We start from the raw sequence: 14,731 nt of genomic DNA, 5'->3' as shown, positions 1-14,731 counted from the left end.
CACGTTCGGCGACGTCCCGCACGACGACGCCGGCCGTCCGGTCTCGTACGCGCAGGCCATCCGGCAGGTCGTCGACGAAGCCGTCCTGGCCGACCAGATCGGCGTCGACGCCCTCGCGCTCGGCGAGCACCACCGCCCCGAGTACGCCATCTCGACGCCCGAGACCGTGCTGGCCGGCATCGCCACCCGCACCGACCGCATCAAGCTCGGCTCCGGCGTGACGGTGCTCAGCTCCGACGACCCGGTCCGCGTCTTCCAGCGCTTCGCGACGCTCGACGCGCTCGCGGACGGGCGGGCCGAAGTCATCCTGGGGCGCGGCTCGTTCACCGAGTCGTTCCCGCTGTTCGGCTACGACCTCGCCGACTACGACGTCCTCTTCGAGGAGAAGATCGAGCTCTTCGCGAAACTGGTGGAGGAGAAGCCCGTCACCTGGAGCGGCACCGTGCGGTCGCCGCTGACGGACGCGGACGTCTTCCCCAAGACCGAGTCGGGGCTGACCACCTGGGTCGGCGTCGGCGGCTCGCCGCAGTCCGTCGTGCGCACGGCGAAGTACGGTTTCCCGCTGATGCTCGCCGTGATCGGCGGCAGCCCGGAACGCTTCGCGCCGTACATCGCCCTCTACCAGCGGGCCGCCGAGCAGTTCGGCACGACGGCGCACCCCGTCGGGATGCACTCGCCCGGCCTGGTCGCCGACACCGACGACGAGGCACGCGCACAGCACTGGCCGCACTACCAGGAGATGCGGGACCGGATCGGCGCGCTGCGCGGCTGGCCGCCGATCACTCGGGGCGAGTACGAGCGCGAGATCGAGCAGGGCTCGCTCTACATCGGGTCGCCCGAGACGGTCGCGCGCAAGATCACGCGGGCCGTGCGGGCGCTCGACATCGGCCGCTTCGACATGATCTACGGCTCCGGCACGGTGCCCGTCAGCACCCGGCTGCGCTCCGTCGAGCTGTACGGCACCAAGGTGATCCCGATGGTCCGCGACATGCTGGCCGGCTGACGACAGCGACGATCCACGAGTGAGGAGGACGACGACATGACGGTCCACGACGTACGCACCCTCGGCATCCTGGGCGCGGGCAAGGTCGGCACCGTGCTCGCGCGGCTCGCCGTGCGCGCCGGGTACCGGGTGCTGATCGCCGGTTCGGGCGACCCGGCGACGATCGCGCTGACGGTCGAGGTGCTCACGCCCGGCGCGGTCGCGGTCACTGCCCGGGAGGCCGCGGCCGGCGCGGACGCCGTCGTTCTCGCGCTGCCGCTCGGCAAGTACCGCACGGTTCCTGCCGACGCCCTGCGCGGCAAGCCGGTGATCGACGCGATGAACTACTGGTGGGAGACCGACGGCGTCCGCGACGACCTGACCGACCCCCGGACCTCGTCCAGCGAGATCGTGCAGGAGTTCCTCACCGGGGCGCACGTGGTCAAGGCCTTCAACCACATGGGCTACCACGACCTGGAGGAAGGCGCCCTGCCGCCCGGCGCCGCGGACCGCAGGGCCATCGCGCTCGCCGGTGACGACACCGACGCCGTCGACGTCGTCGCGCACCTGGTCGACGCGCTCGGCTTCGACCCGGTCACGGCCGGCCCCCTCGCCGAAGGAGCCCGCCTGCAGCCCGGGAACGAGACGTTCGGCGCGAACGTGGGCGCCGCCGAGCTCCGCGCGCTGCTCGACCGGTCGGCGCCCCGCACCCCGGCCCCCGAACCGGACGCGCCACCAGGAAGGTGACGACGGAACCCCGGCACCGAACTCCCCGTACCGTTTCCGGCACAGAGCGAGGATCGGGAGGAACACGTGCTGGGCCTTGTGCTGGTGGTGCTGCTGGGGGTCGCCGTACTGCTGGGATCCGCCTGGGGGGAGCGGCTGCGGGTCGCACCTCCCGTCGTCCTGCTCGCCCTCGGTGTGCTGATCGGCTTCGTGCCGTCGCTGCGTGCCGTGGAACTCCCGTCCGAGGTGGTGCTGCTGCTCTTCCTGCCCGCGCTGCTGTTCTGGGAGAGCCTCAACACGTCGCTGCGGGAGTTCCGCCGCCATCTCACCGACGTGACGCTCGCCGCGACGGTGCTGGTGCTCGCCTCGGCGGGCGCCGTCGCCTGCGTCGCCCACGAGGTGGGCCTCGACTGGGGACCGGCGTGGGCGCTGGGTGCCGCCGTCGCACCGACGGACGCGACCGCCGTCGGCGTCGTCGCCCGGCTGCTGCCGCGCCGCGACATCACGCTGCTGCGCGCGGAGAGCCTCCTCAACGACGGTACGGCGCTGGTGGTCTACGGCATCGCGGTCGGCGTCACCGTCGGCACCGAGCACGTCACCGTGCCCCACGTCAGCTGGCTGTTCGTCCTCGGGTACGGCGGCGGCGCTCTTATCGGGCTCGTGTCCGCCGTCCTGATGCAGCGGCTGCGGTCGAAGACGGCTGACGGGGACGCGCTGCGCGGGCAGGTGCTGCTGTTGCTGACGCCGTTCAGCGCGTACCTCGTCGCCGAGTACGCCGAGGCGTCCGGGGTGGTCGCGGTCGTCGTGTGCGGCCTGATGCTCAGCCAGAGCGGGCCGCGCACCGTGCGCGCCGAGGTCCGGGTGCAGGCACAGAACTTCTGGACCGTCGCCACGTACCTCCTCAACGGCTCGCTGTTCGTCCTGATCGGCGTCGAACTCGTGCACTCCGTCATGGAGTTGAGGGGCGGCCAGCTGCCCCGGGCGTTCGGGGCGGGCTTCGCCGTCGCGGGCACGCTGATCGCGGTGCGGTTCGCGTACTACTTCGTGGTCGCCGGGTTCTTCCGGGTCGCCCGGCGCGGGACGGCGCGCGCGTCGGGGACGACGTACTCGGCGCGGCGGCTCACGGTCAGCGCCCTGTCCGGGTTCCGGGGCGCGATCTCGCTGGCTGCCGCGCTCGGTGTCCCCGCGACGCTGGAGGACGGCTCGCCCTTCCCCGACCGCGAGTTGATCGTGCTCGTCACCGGTGTCGTGATCGTGGTGACGATGGCGCAGTCGGTGATCCTGCCCTGGGTGGTGCGGTGGGCGCGGATCCCCGTGGACCGGTCGGTGGTGCGGGAGGAGTGGCGCGCCGAGTCCGACGCCCTGAACGAGGCGCTCGCCGCGCTCCCCGTGCTCGTCGAACGGCTGGACACCGCGCCCGAGGTCGCGGAGGCGGTCAGGGTCGCCTGGCAGGCGGAGGCCGACGCGCTCGCGCTGCGCTGCCAGGCGGAACCCGCCGACCTGGTCCTCCACCCGCAGCGCCTCACCGACGACGCCACCGCGCTGCGCCTGGCGATCCTCGCCGAACGCCGGGCGGTCGTGGTCCGGCTGCGCGACCGGGGCGACATCGACGACACGGTGCTCCGCCGCGTCCAGGGCCGGCTCGATTCCGAGGAACTCCACCTGCTGCGCCACGTACCGGTCGACTGAGACTGAACTGAGGGACTGACTCACTGACTGACTGAATCATTGACTGACTGATTAACTGACTGGCACAGGTCCGCCTCCCGGCAGCCAGTAGCCTCGGCCGGCATGGGGATACGGATCGATGTCGAAGTGAGTTACCCGATCAACGACGAGATGGAGCGGGTGCTCGGACTGGCGGAGGCGGTCGACGAGCCCGTCACCCTCACGATCGCGTGGGAGGGCGGTGTGGCCGGGACGCACGGCGTGCTGGTGCCGGCGGCCATGCTCGCGCTCTGGGAACACTGGGCGCCGACCGCTTACCCCTCGGACCGGCCGGATCAGCCGGGTCAGCCGGAACTGGCGCATCCGGCGGAGTTCGGCCCGTTCACGCTCTACCGCCGACGGGTGGGCGGGCGCACGGCGGTCGCCCGTGACGGCGTGGTCGTCGCCGAACTCCTCGACCCGGCCGAGGCGCACTGGCTCGCGGAGAAGGCCCGCAACGTCCGCCAGGGCTTCATGGATCCGAAGCAGAAGGCGGCGTTCGAGGAGTTCCTCGCCCGGCAGGCCGCGCGCGAGGAGCAGTGACGCAGGAGCAGCTGGGGCGGAAGGGCGGGGCGCCGGGATGACCGGCGGCCCGCCCGGGCGCCGGTGGGTTTCAGTCCTGCGGCGGGGGCGGCGGGGTCGGTGCCCCCGCCGGGGGAGCGATCTTCGCGTACGTACGGGAGACGGCGGTCTCGCCGCCCGCGTTCTCGTCGTGCTGTTCGGGCCGGTCCTCGGGCGGCAGCAGCGCGGCACGCTTGGCGCCCGGGTCCCAGCCGGTCTCCACGACCCGCTTCTGCCACACGATCGCCCCGCCGAGGATGACGAGTCCGACCACGAGCATCAGGACGATGCCCGCCACGGTGCCGGCCTTGGCGACGTTGCCGAGGATCAGGCCGAGCCAGCCGAAGTCGGCGTCACCGAACGTGGTGTTGGCCGAACCGAACGAGCCGAGGACGCCGAGCAGGAACGCGGGCAGGAAGGTGATCAGGACGCCGTTCAGGAACGAGCCGATGGCCGCTCCCCGCCGGCCGCCGGTCGCGTTGCCGAAGACGCCCGCCGCACCACCCGTGAAGAAGTGCGGGACGAGTCCGGGCAGTACCAGGGCCGTGCCGAAGGCGGGCTTGAACACGCCGACGAGCAGCCCCAGGCTGACCAGGCCACCGACGAACGAGCAGATGAAACCGACGAGCACGGCGTTCTGCGCGTACGGGAAGACGATCGGCGCGTCCAGGGCCGGGATGGCGCCGGGGACGACCTTCTGCGCGATGCCCTGGAAGGCGGGGACGAGCTCGCCGAGGATGGTGCGCACACCGAACAGGATCACGGCGACGGCGATGCCGAACTGCAGACCCTGGCCGAGCGCCGCCATCAGGTAGTTGCCGACGTCGGCCGAGCCCGCGCCGCCGTCTGTGGCGAACGCCTTGAACGCCTCCTTCTGCCCGACCTTGGCGAGGAAGATGATGGCCATGATCATGTAGATCAGGACCATCGACAGGGCGGTGGCCACCATCGAGTCGCGCAGGAAGCGCAGCCCTTCGGGCAGGTTCATCTCCTCCGTGGAGCGGCTCTTCTTGCCGACCACCTGACCGGTGGCCCCGGAGACGATGTACCCGGCGGTCCCGAAGTGCCCGACGGCGACCGTGTTGTTGCCGGTGACGCGCTTGGTCCACGGATGCGCGAAGGCGGGCATGGAGACCAGCATGATGCCCAGGAGCACCGCGCCGACGACGACCACGACCCAGGAAGTGACTCCCGCCGTGGCCATCACCATCGTCAGCAGGGTGGCCATGAAGAGCATGTGATGCCCGGTCAGGAACACGTACGACAGCGGGGTGAACCGGGCGAGGAGCAGGCTGATGAGGAAGCCGAGGATCATCAGCCACGCGACGCGCGAGCCGTACTCGGCCTGGGCGATGCCGACGATCGCCTCGTTCGTGGGGATCACGCCGTGCGAGCCGGTCGCACCCGTGATCATCGTGCCCAGTGGTGCGAGTGAGTTGGTGACCAGCGTGGCGCCCGCGCCGATCAGCAGGAACCCGAGCGTCGCCTTGATGGCGCCGCCGATGATCTGGCCCGTCGTCTTCTTCAGGGCGATGAGACCGACGGCCGTGATGATGCCGATGAGGTACGCGGGGACGCTCAGGATCTCGTTGACGATGAACTTGGCGATGTCCACGAGGACATTCATGGGAACTCCGAACGGGGAAAGGGCAGGTGGAGCGGGGGCGGCGTCGTGGGTCAGACGTCGTAGAGGTCACGCAGCGCGGCGTCGACCTCCTTGGTACTGGTGAAGTCCTCGATCACCCGCACCGGGATGCCGACGTCGCCGAGCGTGCGCCCGATCTCCCGCGACGTCATGATCGCTACGGCCTCGGACGCCTTGCCCTTCGCGGAGATGGTGTCGGTTGCCTCGGTGGTGATGTACCGGCCCCACTTCCACCGGTCGAGCACCTTGTCCAGCGTGGACTTGAGGAACAGGCTCGTGCCGACGCCGTTGCCGCACACCGTCAGGATCTTGTGCATCCCATGGCCCGACCTCTTGGGCGCGGCCGCCTCGCCGCCCTCGGACGAGGACGTGGGGGAGGAAGCCGTGCCGGTCGAGGCCGCGTCGCCCGCGAGGATCTGCCGCAGTGCCTGGGGTGTCGCCGCGTGGTCGAGGGCCGCGGAGGTGTCGGAGTCCGCCAGCAGCCGGGCCAGCGCACCCATCGCCTCGGTGTGGGCACCGGCGTCGGTGGCGGCGAGCGCGACGACGAGGTGGACCGGATCGTTGGTCTCGTGACCGAAGTTCACCGGGGAGGCGAGCCGCACCCAGGACATGCCGGTGCGGCGCACCGCGGGCGAGGGCCGGGCGTGCGCGAAGGCGAAGCCGGGCGCGATGACGATGTACGGCCCGTTCTCCGCGACGTTGCGGATCATCTCCTGTGTGTACGTGTCCGTACTGACACCGGTCTCCACCAACAGGTTTCCGGCCGTCCGCACCGCGGCCTGCCAATCGGGCGCGGCGACGTCGAGACGGATCGCCTCGACGGGGATCAGTTCACTCAGTTCGCTCATGGAAGCAGTCGTGTGGACATCCCGCGCCGCCGCACGGACGCCACACCGGGCGTTACTGATTCGTTATTCCTGCTGGCCCGGTCGGGGGACCTCCTGCCGTCAGGTGGTCGGGGGCCGGTGAAGGTTCGTGCTCGCTCCGGGGCCGGCCCGAGACATCGGGCAGATGGTCCGGCCCGTTCCCTCTGCTTCCCCGTTGTTCCCCATGCCCGCACGGTAGGTGATGCCGTGTCCGATCGGTGTCAGTGTGCGTGCGGGCGGCCTCTGGGACATGAGGAGTCAGGGTGGGAACGGACCGTCTCAGGCCGATTCCGGCGCGGCCGGGGTGGTGACGGGTGACGGCGTCGCCGGAGCGGGGGAGGCCGCCGTGTAGAAGACGGACGTGCCCTGCTTGCTGCGCTCCGCGTGGCCCTTGGCGACCAGGGCCTCCACGGTGCTGCGGACCACGGTCGTCTTGATGGTGCGGTCGGGGTGGGCCTGCGTGAGGGACTGGGTGATCTCGGTGGCGGACCGGGGCTCGCTCTGCTCGGTCAGGCAGGAGCGCACCAGGTCGACGAGTGTGGGGCCGGAGTCCTTGGCGGCGGCCTTGGCGGGCTTGGACGACTTCACGGCCTTGGCCGTCCTGCTCGCCCTGGCCGGCTTGGGCGCCTTGGTCGAGTTGGCCGAGCCGGCCGACTTGGCCGCGGAGCGAGTGGACGGGACACGGGACTTGGGCGCGGCCTTCGCCTTCGACCCGGCCTTCGACCCGGCCTTCGACCCGGTCTCGGACTCGGCCGACGCGGTCTCCTCGGCCTTGGACTGTGCGGGGATGGCGGCCGCCGGGGCGGCGGGGAGTTCGGTGTCACTGCCGGAGAGTGCCTGCTGCATCCCGGCGAGCAACTCCTGGTCCCTGCGCAGGATCTCCAGCCGCTCCTCGAGTGCGGCGATCTCCGTGTTGACGCTCGCGAGGTCGGAGGTGAGCTGGGAGGTGTAACGGCTGGTGAGGTCGGAGGAAGGCTGGGCGGAACTGTTCGGCATGGTGGGGCCCTTTCGTCAGTGCGTCTCGCGGAAGCCTGGGTACACACCCGCCACGGGGCGTGACCAGTCCCGGCACAAGTGGACGGTGCAACTCCTTTGGCCTGCCCGAGTGTAGGCCGACAGTCAGTGAGTGAACCCTTCCGGGCGGATCGAGTGGCTCGTCTCCGTCGAGAACCGGGCTCCGCGCACGTGCGGCCACTCGACTGTTCAGTGAACTGGCATACGGGTACCGGCAGGTGTCACCTCGTGTCCCGGTGGCCGGTCGGCCGTTGGGGGAGTCGTGAGCAGCACACCCGACAGCGGCACCTCAACTGACCTGGCAGCATGCGACTGGGCCGCGTGGCGTGGCCGCAGAGTCGTCCTCGACGACCGTCGGACTGGTGACGACGACAGCCCAGGGTGCGGGACGCAGTACCAGGGGGTCGTCAGTGACATCGACGTAGGTGACACGGGCGCGGTCGAGTTGACCCTGACCCGCTACGACGGCAGCACGCGACTGCTTTGCCCTGTCGGCAGGTTCACCGTGACCGACGGCGACACCGGCGACGTCCTCTACACACCCGCCCGCCCGACCGCACCGAGGATCCCACTGGAGTTCATCGAGGCGGTGCGCAGTGTCGCCCCCGAGCGCTGGGACGACCTGGAGCGGTTGATGGCGACGATGTCGGATGACGGACTCCCGCCGCGCGAGGCCGAGGAACTGGTCGACACGGCGACCCACGTCGAGTGGGAGTGCACCCGCGAGCGCGACGTCCTGGACGATCCCACGTCACCGGCGACGTCGTACGCGCAGGCCGCACGCCATGTCGTCGAGACGTGGGAGGCCACTGCCCGGCCTTCTCGGGCGTGACCGGTTCCGGTTGCCGGGGACCGAGCGGGCGGCTTAGCTTCGTCGGATGGTGCACAGTGCCGCGAAGGACGTCGACGCATACCTGACCGAGGTGCCTGACGAGCGCAGGGACGCCCTGACCGAGCTGCGGCAGCTGTGCCGCCGGGAGCTGACGGGTTTCACGGAGGTCATGGCGTACGGCATGCCCGCGTACGAGCGCGACGGTGTCGCCGAGATCGCCTTCGCCAGCCAGAAGCAGTACGTCTCCTTCTACCTGATGCGCAGCGACGTACGCGAGGCGTTCACCGAACGCCTCGCGACTCAGGACATGGGCAAGGGATGTCTGCGGTTCCGCAAGGTGCAGTCCATGGACTTCACCCTCCTGCGGGACCTGCTGCGAGCGACGGCGACACGGCCGGGCACCGTCTGCTGAGCCGGTCCGCCCGGGTGGTGTCCCTTCGCATCCCGCGATCAGCCTCTCGAATATTCGGGTGCTCGACCTCCGGCAGAGGAGGCAGGATCCCGGCATGGTCACCGAGATCCACGGATTGATCGAATGCAGGCCGGGCGCGCGCCTGCAGCCGGTCGGCGGCGGTACCCGAACCCGCGCCCAGGTCGCGGGCGATGCCACGCACTGGGGGCCTGCCTGGAGCGTGATGCGGCTGCTGAGCGAGCTGCACGGTGCGGCCAACGTGCGTCTCGTCGTCTGGTTCGTCTGACTGCAGGGCGATTTCGTGCGGAGGCCCCTTGTTCGTGTTCGTCTGTGCCCGCTGCGACGCGGAGCTGACCGCCCCGTTGACCGAGGTCGCCCTTCCGGTCCACGCTCACCAGATCTACGGGAACGGGGCACAACTCCCGGTCCTCATGGAGGCGGGGACGTTTGCCGTGGACCCGGAGCCCTCGGGGCCGCCGTGGCGGATGGGGGACGAGGTCGATCCGGGCGAGGCCGCGGCACGCGGTCTCTACGCGCCGGTCCTTTCCCTGTCCATGGGAGCTCCTGGCGCGGTCGTCATCGCCCCGGGTGATGTCCGGGGCACCCGCCTGGTTCCGGAGCGGAGTGGCGGGGCCTGTTGCGGCCTCGATGGAAGGGACGGGCCGAATGCGGCCTGCTTGGCGTGCGGTCTGCCGGTGGCGACGCGGCTCGACGACTGTTCGCTCTGGCAGGCGGTGTGGCTGGTGCCGACTGCCGTGCGCCGTGTACGCGTTGACGGCGCGGCCGACGCACCGCTCGCCTGGGACGACGTGGTGAGGGCGGCGAACAGCACGCCGCCGATGGAGCCGATCGGTACGTGGGGAGGCGGGCGCTACGGAACGGGTCATTACTGGGCATGGAGTCCGCAGTGGCAAGCTGCGGCCGGCAAGGCTCTCGCCCATCTGCTGGCGGCGTCCGCAGGGCGCCCTGTCACGGTGCCGGGCGGCCTGACCGCCGACGTGTTCCAACGCGCCCTCGACGTCATGCTTCCCGCGGGCGGCCCGAGTCGGCGTGCGGTGCTGGCGGGTCCGGGACGGCCCGCACCTGACGCGGGCGCCGACATCCTCCTCGTACCGACCCATCCGCAGACGGGCCTGACCTGGACACCGCCCGACCCGACGGCAGCGCCCCACCTGGTTCCGCTGCCGCTCGGGATCTGGCTGTGGCTGACCTCGCCCCGGCCGAACCTGCCGATCCCCGCTTCCGGCGGTCTGCCCGGCGGCCTTCTGCGCGACGACCCGCTCCCACCGCGCCCCAACTGCCTTTTCCACGCGGACCCGAGAACGTTCCAGGACACGGTGGCCCGACTGCCGGCCGCCCGTGGCCGATGGCTCCACGAGATCCTCCAGAAGCTTCCGGAGTACACGTCGCGCGGTCTCTTCTAGCGGACTCGTCGACGAGCGGCAGCACCCCGGATCAGGTGGTACTCGTCCGCGCGGCGGTCCCGCTCCTGCGCTGGTTGGCGTGGAAGCGCGCCTTCTTCTGGCGGTTCCCGCACGTGTTCATGTCGCACCATTTGCGGGTGCGGCTCTGGCTGCTGTCGAAGAAGGCCGCGCGGCAGGTCGGTGACGCGCACAGGGCCAGCTTTCCGTCGCGCTCGCCCGCCACGATGCTGATCGCGTCCGCGGCGATGACGCCCAGGGCGTCTTCCACGCAGGAAGCCGGGTCGAGGTGCCATCGACGCCTTCCCTCGGGTGTCAGCACGGCTGCTGCCCGGCCTCGAACGCTGAAGTCGTTGAGGACGTCGACAGCGGACGCGGGGAGTGCCTCCTGGAGCGCGGCCGCCGTCGCCGCGGCGTGCACCGCTTCCCTGAGTTCCCTGGCGCGTTCGAGCTGGGCAGTGGTGCAGGAGTCCACGGCCAGGCCGCTCACCGCCAGCCAGTCGACGAGCCGCTGCGGCGTGGGAATGCGCTCCACAGGGGTGCCGTGACGCTCCGACAGGGTGCCCGTGAAGCTGGTCGCCAGCACGGTGCCGAGGCGGAATTCAGGGAACGCAGCGGGCATGGAACCACCTTAGCCCAGGCGGAAGTTCCGGTTTCCGACGCCGCGACCTGCGGCCTTCCCGGAGCACCTCGGCCGGCCGGTTGAAGGCGCCATCGATGCGTGCTAGAACCGGCTTAGCCGGTTCCGCGATGGCCAGGAGGTTCCATGTCCCGTCCAAGCAGCGACGTGCAAGCGTTTGAAGCCCGTGCGACTGACGCCGACCTCGACGATCTGCGCGCGCGACTGGCCGCGGCGCGGCTGCCGGAGGCCGAGACGGTCCACGGCGCCGGACCCGGCCCCGGCCGATGGGGCCAGGGCGTTCCCCTCGCCGACCTCGTCGACGTCGTGAACTACTGGCGCACCGGGTACGACTGGCGGTCGTTCGAGGAGCGCCTCGACCGGATCGGCCAGTTCCGCACGACCGTCGACGGCCTGGGCATCCACTTCCTGCACCGCCGGTCCCCGCGCGCCGACGCCACCCCGCTGATCGTGACGCACGGCTGGCCGGGCAGCGTCGCCGAGTTCGTCGACGTGGTGGACGAGCTGGCGGATCCGAAGGACGCGGACGCGCCCGCGTTCCACGTCGTGGTCCCGTCGCTGCCGGGCTTCGGTTACAGCGACAAGCCGGCCACCACCGGATGGGGCACCGAACGGATCGCGGCCGCATGGGTGGAACTGATGGGAAGGCTCGGCTACCGCACCTTCCTGGCCCACGGCGGTGACTGGGGCGGCAACATCACCACCGTGCTCGCCGGCCGGTTCCCCGCGCACGTCCTCGGCATCCACACGACGTTCGCCGAGGGGCCGCCCGGACTGTCCACGGACGGGCTGACGGCGGTCGAGCGCCGGTGGACCGAGGAGACCCACCACTTCTGGCGCCAGCGTGCCGCGTACGCGAAGCAGCAGGCGACCCGGCCGCAGACCATCGGCTACTCGCTCGTCGACTCGCCGGTCGGGCTGCTCGCCTGGATCCTCGACAAGTTCGCCGAGTGGTCGGACACCGAGGACAGCCCGTTCGAGACGATCTCCCGGGACCGGATCCTCGACGACGTCACCCTGTACTGGCTGACGCGGACCGGAGCGTCGGCGGCCCGTATCTACTACGAGAGCCACAACTCCCTGGACCCCGAACTCCGGGTCGACGTCCCGGCGGCCATCACCATGTACCCCCGCGACATCGAGAAGTACCCGCGTGCCTGGGCGCAGGAGCGGTACCGGCAGATCGTCCGGTGGCGCACGCCCGAAGCCGGGGGACACTTCCCCTCGCTGGAGGTCCCCGAGTACTTCGTCGAGGACCTGAGGGAAGGTCTCGCGGCAGTACTGGCGGCCGCCGGCCGCTGAACGCCGGCGCGACACGACACGACACGACGACGCCTCCGTGTCCGCGACGCGGAGGGGCCCGCCCAGTAGCGTCGGCCGGGTGAGCGGAGACGATGCGAACCGGCGGTGGACCCGGTCCATGCCCGAGGCCTACGAGCGCTACTTGGTACCGGTGTTCTTCAGTCCTTTCGCCGCCGATCTGGCGGCCAGGGCGGCGGCGTTGCGGCCTCGTGCCGTCCTCGAACTGGCCGCCGGGACAGGGGCGTTGACGTCGGAGCTGCTCGCCGGGGCGCCCGACGCCTCGGTGGTGGCGACCGACCTGAACGAGGCGATGGTCGAGTGCGGGTCGGCCAGGCAGCCGCGGGCGAGGTGGCGGCAGGCCGACGCCCAGGAGCTGCCGTTCGCGGACGGCGCCTTCGACCTCGTCGTCTGCCAGTTCGGGGTGATGTTCTTCCCCGACAGACCCGGCGCCTACGGGGAGGTGCGCCGGGTCCTCGCCCCGCAAGGGCGATTCCTGTTCAGCAGCTGGGGCCCGCTGGCCTCGCACGGTTTCGGGGCGGCGTTCCAGGCCGCCTTGGAGGCGGCGGTCCCTGACGGGGCGCCCACCTTCCTGCCCGACGTGCCGCACGGGTACAGCGATCCGGACGTCGTGGCCGCGGACCTGGCGGCCGCCGGGCTGCTGCTGGACTCGGCGGAGGTAGTGACGCTGGACGGCGTCGCGGAGTCGGCGGCGTCCGTCGCCACCGGGTTCCTCACCGGCACGCCGGTGAGCGCGGCGGTGGCGGCTCGCGGCGATGCGGAGGCCGTCCGGGCCGCGGTGACCCGGGAGATGACGGACCGGCTGGGAGCAGGACCGGTGACGGCGTCGATGTCGGCGACGGTCTACACGGCCCGGCACGACGTCTGAGACTGTCAGTGGGGTGCGGTGGAATGGTCGCGTGACCGTACACGACGTGGCCCGGGCGCTGCCGGGCATCGAGGAGCTGCGCGACCACTGCCGTGGCCTGGCGACGCTGGACGCCGTGCTCAGCCCGGAGTGGGAGTACCGGTTCTTCTCCGTCGACGCGCACTGGGCCGAGGGCGAGCAGCTGGCGTCGATGCGCGACGGGACGGGCAGCGAGTTCTCGATCGTGTTCTCGGCCGCCGGTGCGTACGTGCGCGGCTTCGACCACCAGTCCCTCATGAGCCCGTGGGCCCGTACGGACGTCCCCGCGGTGTGGCCCGGCGTGCTGGACGAGGTGCCGGACGTCTTCCGCGCGTACGTCTGCGAACCGGCCTTCTGCGAGAAGGACGGAGTGCCCACCGTCACGTGCTGCCTGTGGCGGGAGGCGGGCGACACCGCCTGGCGGGCGGGCGCCGTAGGGTTCCCCGAGAGCGGCGACGGTGATCCGGACGGCGCGGACGTCCTCTTCGAGCTCCTCGTCGACCGCTCGCCGCAGGCCTATGCGGCCTGGGCGTCGGACTACTTCGAGACGTCCGTGGACGCCGAGGCGGTCCGTGCCGTGTTGACCGGGCGCCCCCTGACGCGGCAGCTCGTCGCCGCGCTGAACCCGGACGTCGAACTCGCCGATCTGGCCGCGGACATCGAGCGGATCGGATGACCCGCAGCCCCGCAGCCCCCGCAGCCCCGGAGACCCACAGGCCCCGTCAGGAGTGCAGTGTGGTCCGCGGCGTGCAGCCGTACTCGGCGCGGTACGCGGCGGAGAAGCGGCTCGGGTGGAGGAAGCCCCACTGGGCGGCGATCTGGGTGACGGTCACCCCGGTGAGCGGGTCGGCGTCCTTGAGCGCGGCGTGGGCGTGGCCGAGGCGGACGCGCCTCAAGTAGGTCATCGGCGTGGTGTCCAGGTGCTGCCGGAAGGCGGACTGCAGGGCGCGGGGCGTGACCTGGGCGGCGGCCGCGATGTCGCTGAGGCCGATGTCGGTGTGCGCGTGCTCGTCGATGTACACCGTCGCGCGGGCCGTCGTCGAAGGGGTGGCGTCACGGGTGTCGGGCAGGGTCGGCTCCTGGCCCACGACCGTGTTGGGGAAGACCTGGAGGACCGCCCCGGCCAGCAGCCGGGCCGCTGGGCCGATCAGCAGTGGGCCCGCGTCGGCCCCGAGTTCGCAGACACTGCCGGCGTAGGCGCGCATGCGTTCCCAGTGGGCGGCGTGTTGCGGATCGGCCGGGACGAGGCCGGTGAACCGCAAGGGGCGCACGCGGCGTGCGTCGACGGTGGCCGCGGCCTGGGCGAGGAGACCGGCGGGCAGGGTGACGGCGGATGCGAGGACATCCGCTGCGGTGCCCGAGCACTCCTGCATCGGCACGTGGCCCACGTAGACGTCTCCCGCGGCGTAGTTGCCCTCCTGCCGGCCCATGCGGCGCCGCGCCTGGCCGCTCTCGATGCTCACCACGACCAGAGTGCCCTGCGGCTCCTTGGCGAACTCGAAGTGCGCGGGCAGGGCCATCTCGCTGTACTCGAAGGCGTCCGCGTCGAAGCGCCGCATGTGGTGCTCCCGGTCGCGGGGCAGTGACCTCGCGCGGAACTCCCGCCCGTAGGCAGCCTGCAGCAGACCCTGCGCCTCGTGCCCCGAGCGCGTACGCGTCTCGGTGAGTCGTACCGGCCCGTCGCTCACAACTCCGACTCCGATTCAGGCCATTGGCGCA

Annotated in this window: 16 protein-coding genes; 11 read left to right on the top strand and 5 right to left on the bottom strand. The window is 71.3% G+C overall.

Annotation, left to right across the window (positions count from 1 at the left end):
* From M4J07_RS17890 to M4J07_RS17875, 4 genes are all read left to right on the top strand, one after another.
* A partial coding sequence (locus M4J07_RS17890; RefSeq protein WP_255973041.1) for an LLM class flavin-dependent oxidoreductase occupies window positions 1-1,003 on the top strand: 1,003 nt, incomplete at its 5' end.
* A 36-nt stretch (window positions 1,004-1,039) separates the two neighbouring features.
* On the top strand, window positions 1,040-1,729 hold the full coding sequence (locus tag M4J07_RS17885; RefSeq protein ID WP_255973040.1) for an NADPH-dependent F420 reductase: 690 nt from the start codon (window positions 1,040-1,042) through the stop codon (window positions 1,727-1,729).
* Between the two features lie 66 nt (window positions 1,730-1,795).
* Window positions 1,796-3,397, top strand: a complete 1,602-nt coding sequence (locus M4J07_RS17880; protein ID WP_255973038.1) for a Na+/H+ antiporter — start codon at window positions 1,796-1,798, stop codon at window positions 3,395-3,397.
* 102 nt (window positions 3,398-3,499) lie between these two features.
* Window positions 3,500-3,958, top strand: coding sequence for a hypothetical protein (locus M4J07_RS17875; protein WP_255973036.1), 459 nt, complete (start codon window positions 3,500-3,502; stop codon window positions 3,956-3,958).
* 70 nt (window positions 3,959-4,028) lie between these two features.
* On the opposite strand, the gene M4J07_RS17870 is transcribed toward M4J07_RS17875, so the two are convergent.
* The 3 genes from M4J07_RS17870 to M4J07_RS17860 all read right to left on the bottom strand — a co-directional run bounded on the left by M4J07_RS17870 (window position 4,029) and on the right by M4J07_RS17860 (window position 7,483).
* On the bottom strand, window positions 4,029-5,603 hold the full coding sequence (locus M4J07_RS17870) for a PTS ascorbate transporter subunit IIC (protein WP_255973034.1): 1,575 nt from the start codon (window positions 5,601-5,603) through the stop codon (window positions 4,029-4,031).
* Window positions 5,604-5,653: 50 nt separating this feature from the next.
* Window positions 5,654-6,469, bottom strand: coding sequence for a PTS sugar transporter subunit IIA (locus M4J07_RS17865; RefSeq protein WP_255973032.1), 816 nt, complete (start codon window positions 6,467-6,469; stop codon window positions 5,654-5,656).
* A 297-nt stretch (window positions 6,470-6,766) separates the two neighbouring features.
* The gene (locus tag M4J07_RS17860) at window positions 6,767-7,483 is read right to left on the bottom strand and encodes a hypothetical protein (protein WP_255973030.1); all 717 of its coding nucleotides are present in this window, start codon (window positions 7,481-7,483) and stop codon (window positions 6,767-6,769) included.
* A gap of 280 nt (window positions 7,484-7,763) precedes the next feature.
* Here M4J07_RS17860 and M4J07_RS17855 point away from each other — a divergent pair, with 280 nt between their 5' ends.
* The 4 genes from M4J07_RS17855 to M4J07_RS17840 all read left to right on the top strand — a co-directional run bounded on the left by M4J07_RS17855 (window position 7,764) and on the right by M4J07_RS17840 (window position 10,169).
* A complete protein-coding gene (locus tag M4J07_RS17855; RefSeq protein ID WP_255973028.1) occupies window positions 7,764-8,333 on the top strand; it encodes a hypothetical protein in 570 nt (189 codons plus the stop codon).
* Between the two features lie 46 nt (window positions 8,334-8,379).
* Window positions 8,380-8,745: an iron chaperone gene (locus M4J07_RS17850; protein WP_255973026.1), complete on the top strand. Its 366-nt coding sequence runs from the start codon at window positions 8,380-8,382 to the stop codon at window positions 8,743-8,745.
* A gap of 94 nt (window positions 8,746-8,839) precedes the next feature.
* Window positions 8,840-9,031, top strand: coding sequence for a hypothetical protein (locus tag M4J07_RS17845; RefSeq protein WP_255973024.1), 192 nt, complete (start codon window positions 8,840-8,842; stop codon window positions 9,029-9,031).
* A 28-nt stretch (window positions 9,032-9,059) separates the two neighbouring features.
* A complete protein-coding gene (locus M4J07_RS17840; RefSeq protein ID WP_255973022.1) occupies window positions 9,060-10,169 on the top strand; it encodes a hypothetical protein in 1,110 nt (369 codons plus the stop codon).
* A gap of 31 nt (window positions 10,170-10,200) precedes the next feature.
* On the opposite strand, the gene M4J07_RS17835 is transcribed toward M4J07_RS17840, so the two are convergent.
* A complete protein-coding gene (locus M4J07_RS17835) occupies window positions 10,201-10,788 on the bottom strand; it encodes a CGNR zinc finger domain-containing protein (RefSeq protein WP_255973020.1) in 588 nt (195 codons plus the stop codon).
* Between the two features lie 144 nt (window positions 10,789-10,932).
* On the opposite strand from M4J07_RS17835, the gene M4J07_RS17830 reads away from it, so the two are divergent.
* The 3 genes from M4J07_RS17830 (at window position 10,933) to M4J07_RS17820 (ending at window position 13,688) form a co-directional block, all read left to right on the top strand.
* A complete protein-coding gene (locus tag M4J07_RS17830; protein ID WP_255973018.1) occupies window positions 10,933-12,108 on the top strand; it encodes an epoxide hydrolase family protein in 1,176 nt (391 codons plus the stop codon).
* A 118-nt stretch (window positions 12,109-12,226) separates the two neighbouring features.
* Window positions 12,227-12,994 (top strand): class I SAM-dependent methyltransferase, encoded by a 768-nt coding sequence (locus tag M4J07_RS17825; RefSeq protein ID WP_255973046.1) that lies wholly within the window; start codon window positions 12,227-12,229, stop codon window positions 12,992-12,994.
* A gap of 31 nt (window positions 12,995-13,025) precedes the next feature.
* Window positions 13,026-13,688: a hypothetical protein gene (locus M4J07_RS17820; protein WP_255973016.1), complete on the top strand. Its 663-nt coding sequence runs from the start codon at window positions 13,026-13,028 to the stop codon at window positions 13,686-13,688.
* Between the two features lie 46 nt (window positions 13,689-13,734).
* Here M4J07_RS17820 and M4J07_RS48265 read toward each other — a convergent pair whose 3' ends face one another.
* A complete protein-coding gene (locus tag M4J07_RS48265; RefSeq protein ID WP_255973015.1) occupies window positions 13,735-14,700 on the bottom strand; it encodes a helix-turn-helix transcriptional regulator in 966 nt (321 codons plus the stop codon).
* Window positions 14,701-14,731: the final 31 nt, after the last annotated feature.

The organism is Streptomyces longispororuber (genome assembly GCF_024448165.1).
GTDB lineage: Bacteria > Actinomycetota > Actinomycetes > Streptomycetales > Streptomycetaceae > Streptomyces > Streptomyces longispororuber_A.
The sequence above is the reverse complement of the archived record's forward strand: the minus strand, read 5'-3'. Positions and strand labels throughout refer to the sequence as shown.

Coding starts and splice junctions, on each gene's coding strand:
- M4J07_RS17885 (WP_255973040.1), top strand. CDS start 1,040: ATGACGGTCCACGACGTACGCACCCTCGGCATCCTGGGCGCGGGCAAG.
- M4J07_RS17875 (WP_255973036.1), top strand. CDS start 3,500: ATGGGGATACGGATCGATGTCGAAGTGAGTTACCCGATCAACGACGAG.
- M4J07_RS17870 (WP_255973034.1), bottom strand. CDS start 5,603: ATGAATGTCCTCGTGGACATCGCCAAGTTCATCGTCAACGAGATCCTG.
- M4J07_RS17865 (WP_255973032.1), bottom strand. CDS start 6,469: ATGAGCGAACTGAGTGAACTGATCCCCGTCGAGGCGATCCGTCTCGAC.
- M4J07_RS17860 (WP_255973030.1), bottom strand. CDS start 7,483: ATGCCGAACAGTTCCGCCCAGCCTTCCTCCGACCTCACCAGCCGTTAC.
- M4J07_RS17850 (WP_255973026.1), top strand. CDS start 8,380: ATGGTGCACAGTGCCGCGAAGGACGTCGACGCATACCTGACCGAGGTG.
- M4J07_RS17845 (WP_255973024.1), top strand. CDS start 8,840: ATGGTCACCGAGATCCACGGATTGATCGAATGCAGGCCGGGCGCGCGC.
- M4J07_RS17835 (WP_255973020.1), bottom strand. CDS start 10,788: ATGCCCGCTGCGTTCCCTGAATTCCGCCTCGGCACCGTGCTGGCGACC.
- M4J07_RS17830 (WP_255973018.1), top strand. CDS start 10,933: ATGTCCCGTCCAAGCAGCGACGTGCAAGCGTTTGAAGCCCGTGCGACT.
- M4J07_RS17825 (WP_255973046.1), top strand. CDS start 12,227: ATGCCCGAGGCCTACGAGCGCTACTTGGTACCGGTGTTCTTCAGTCCT.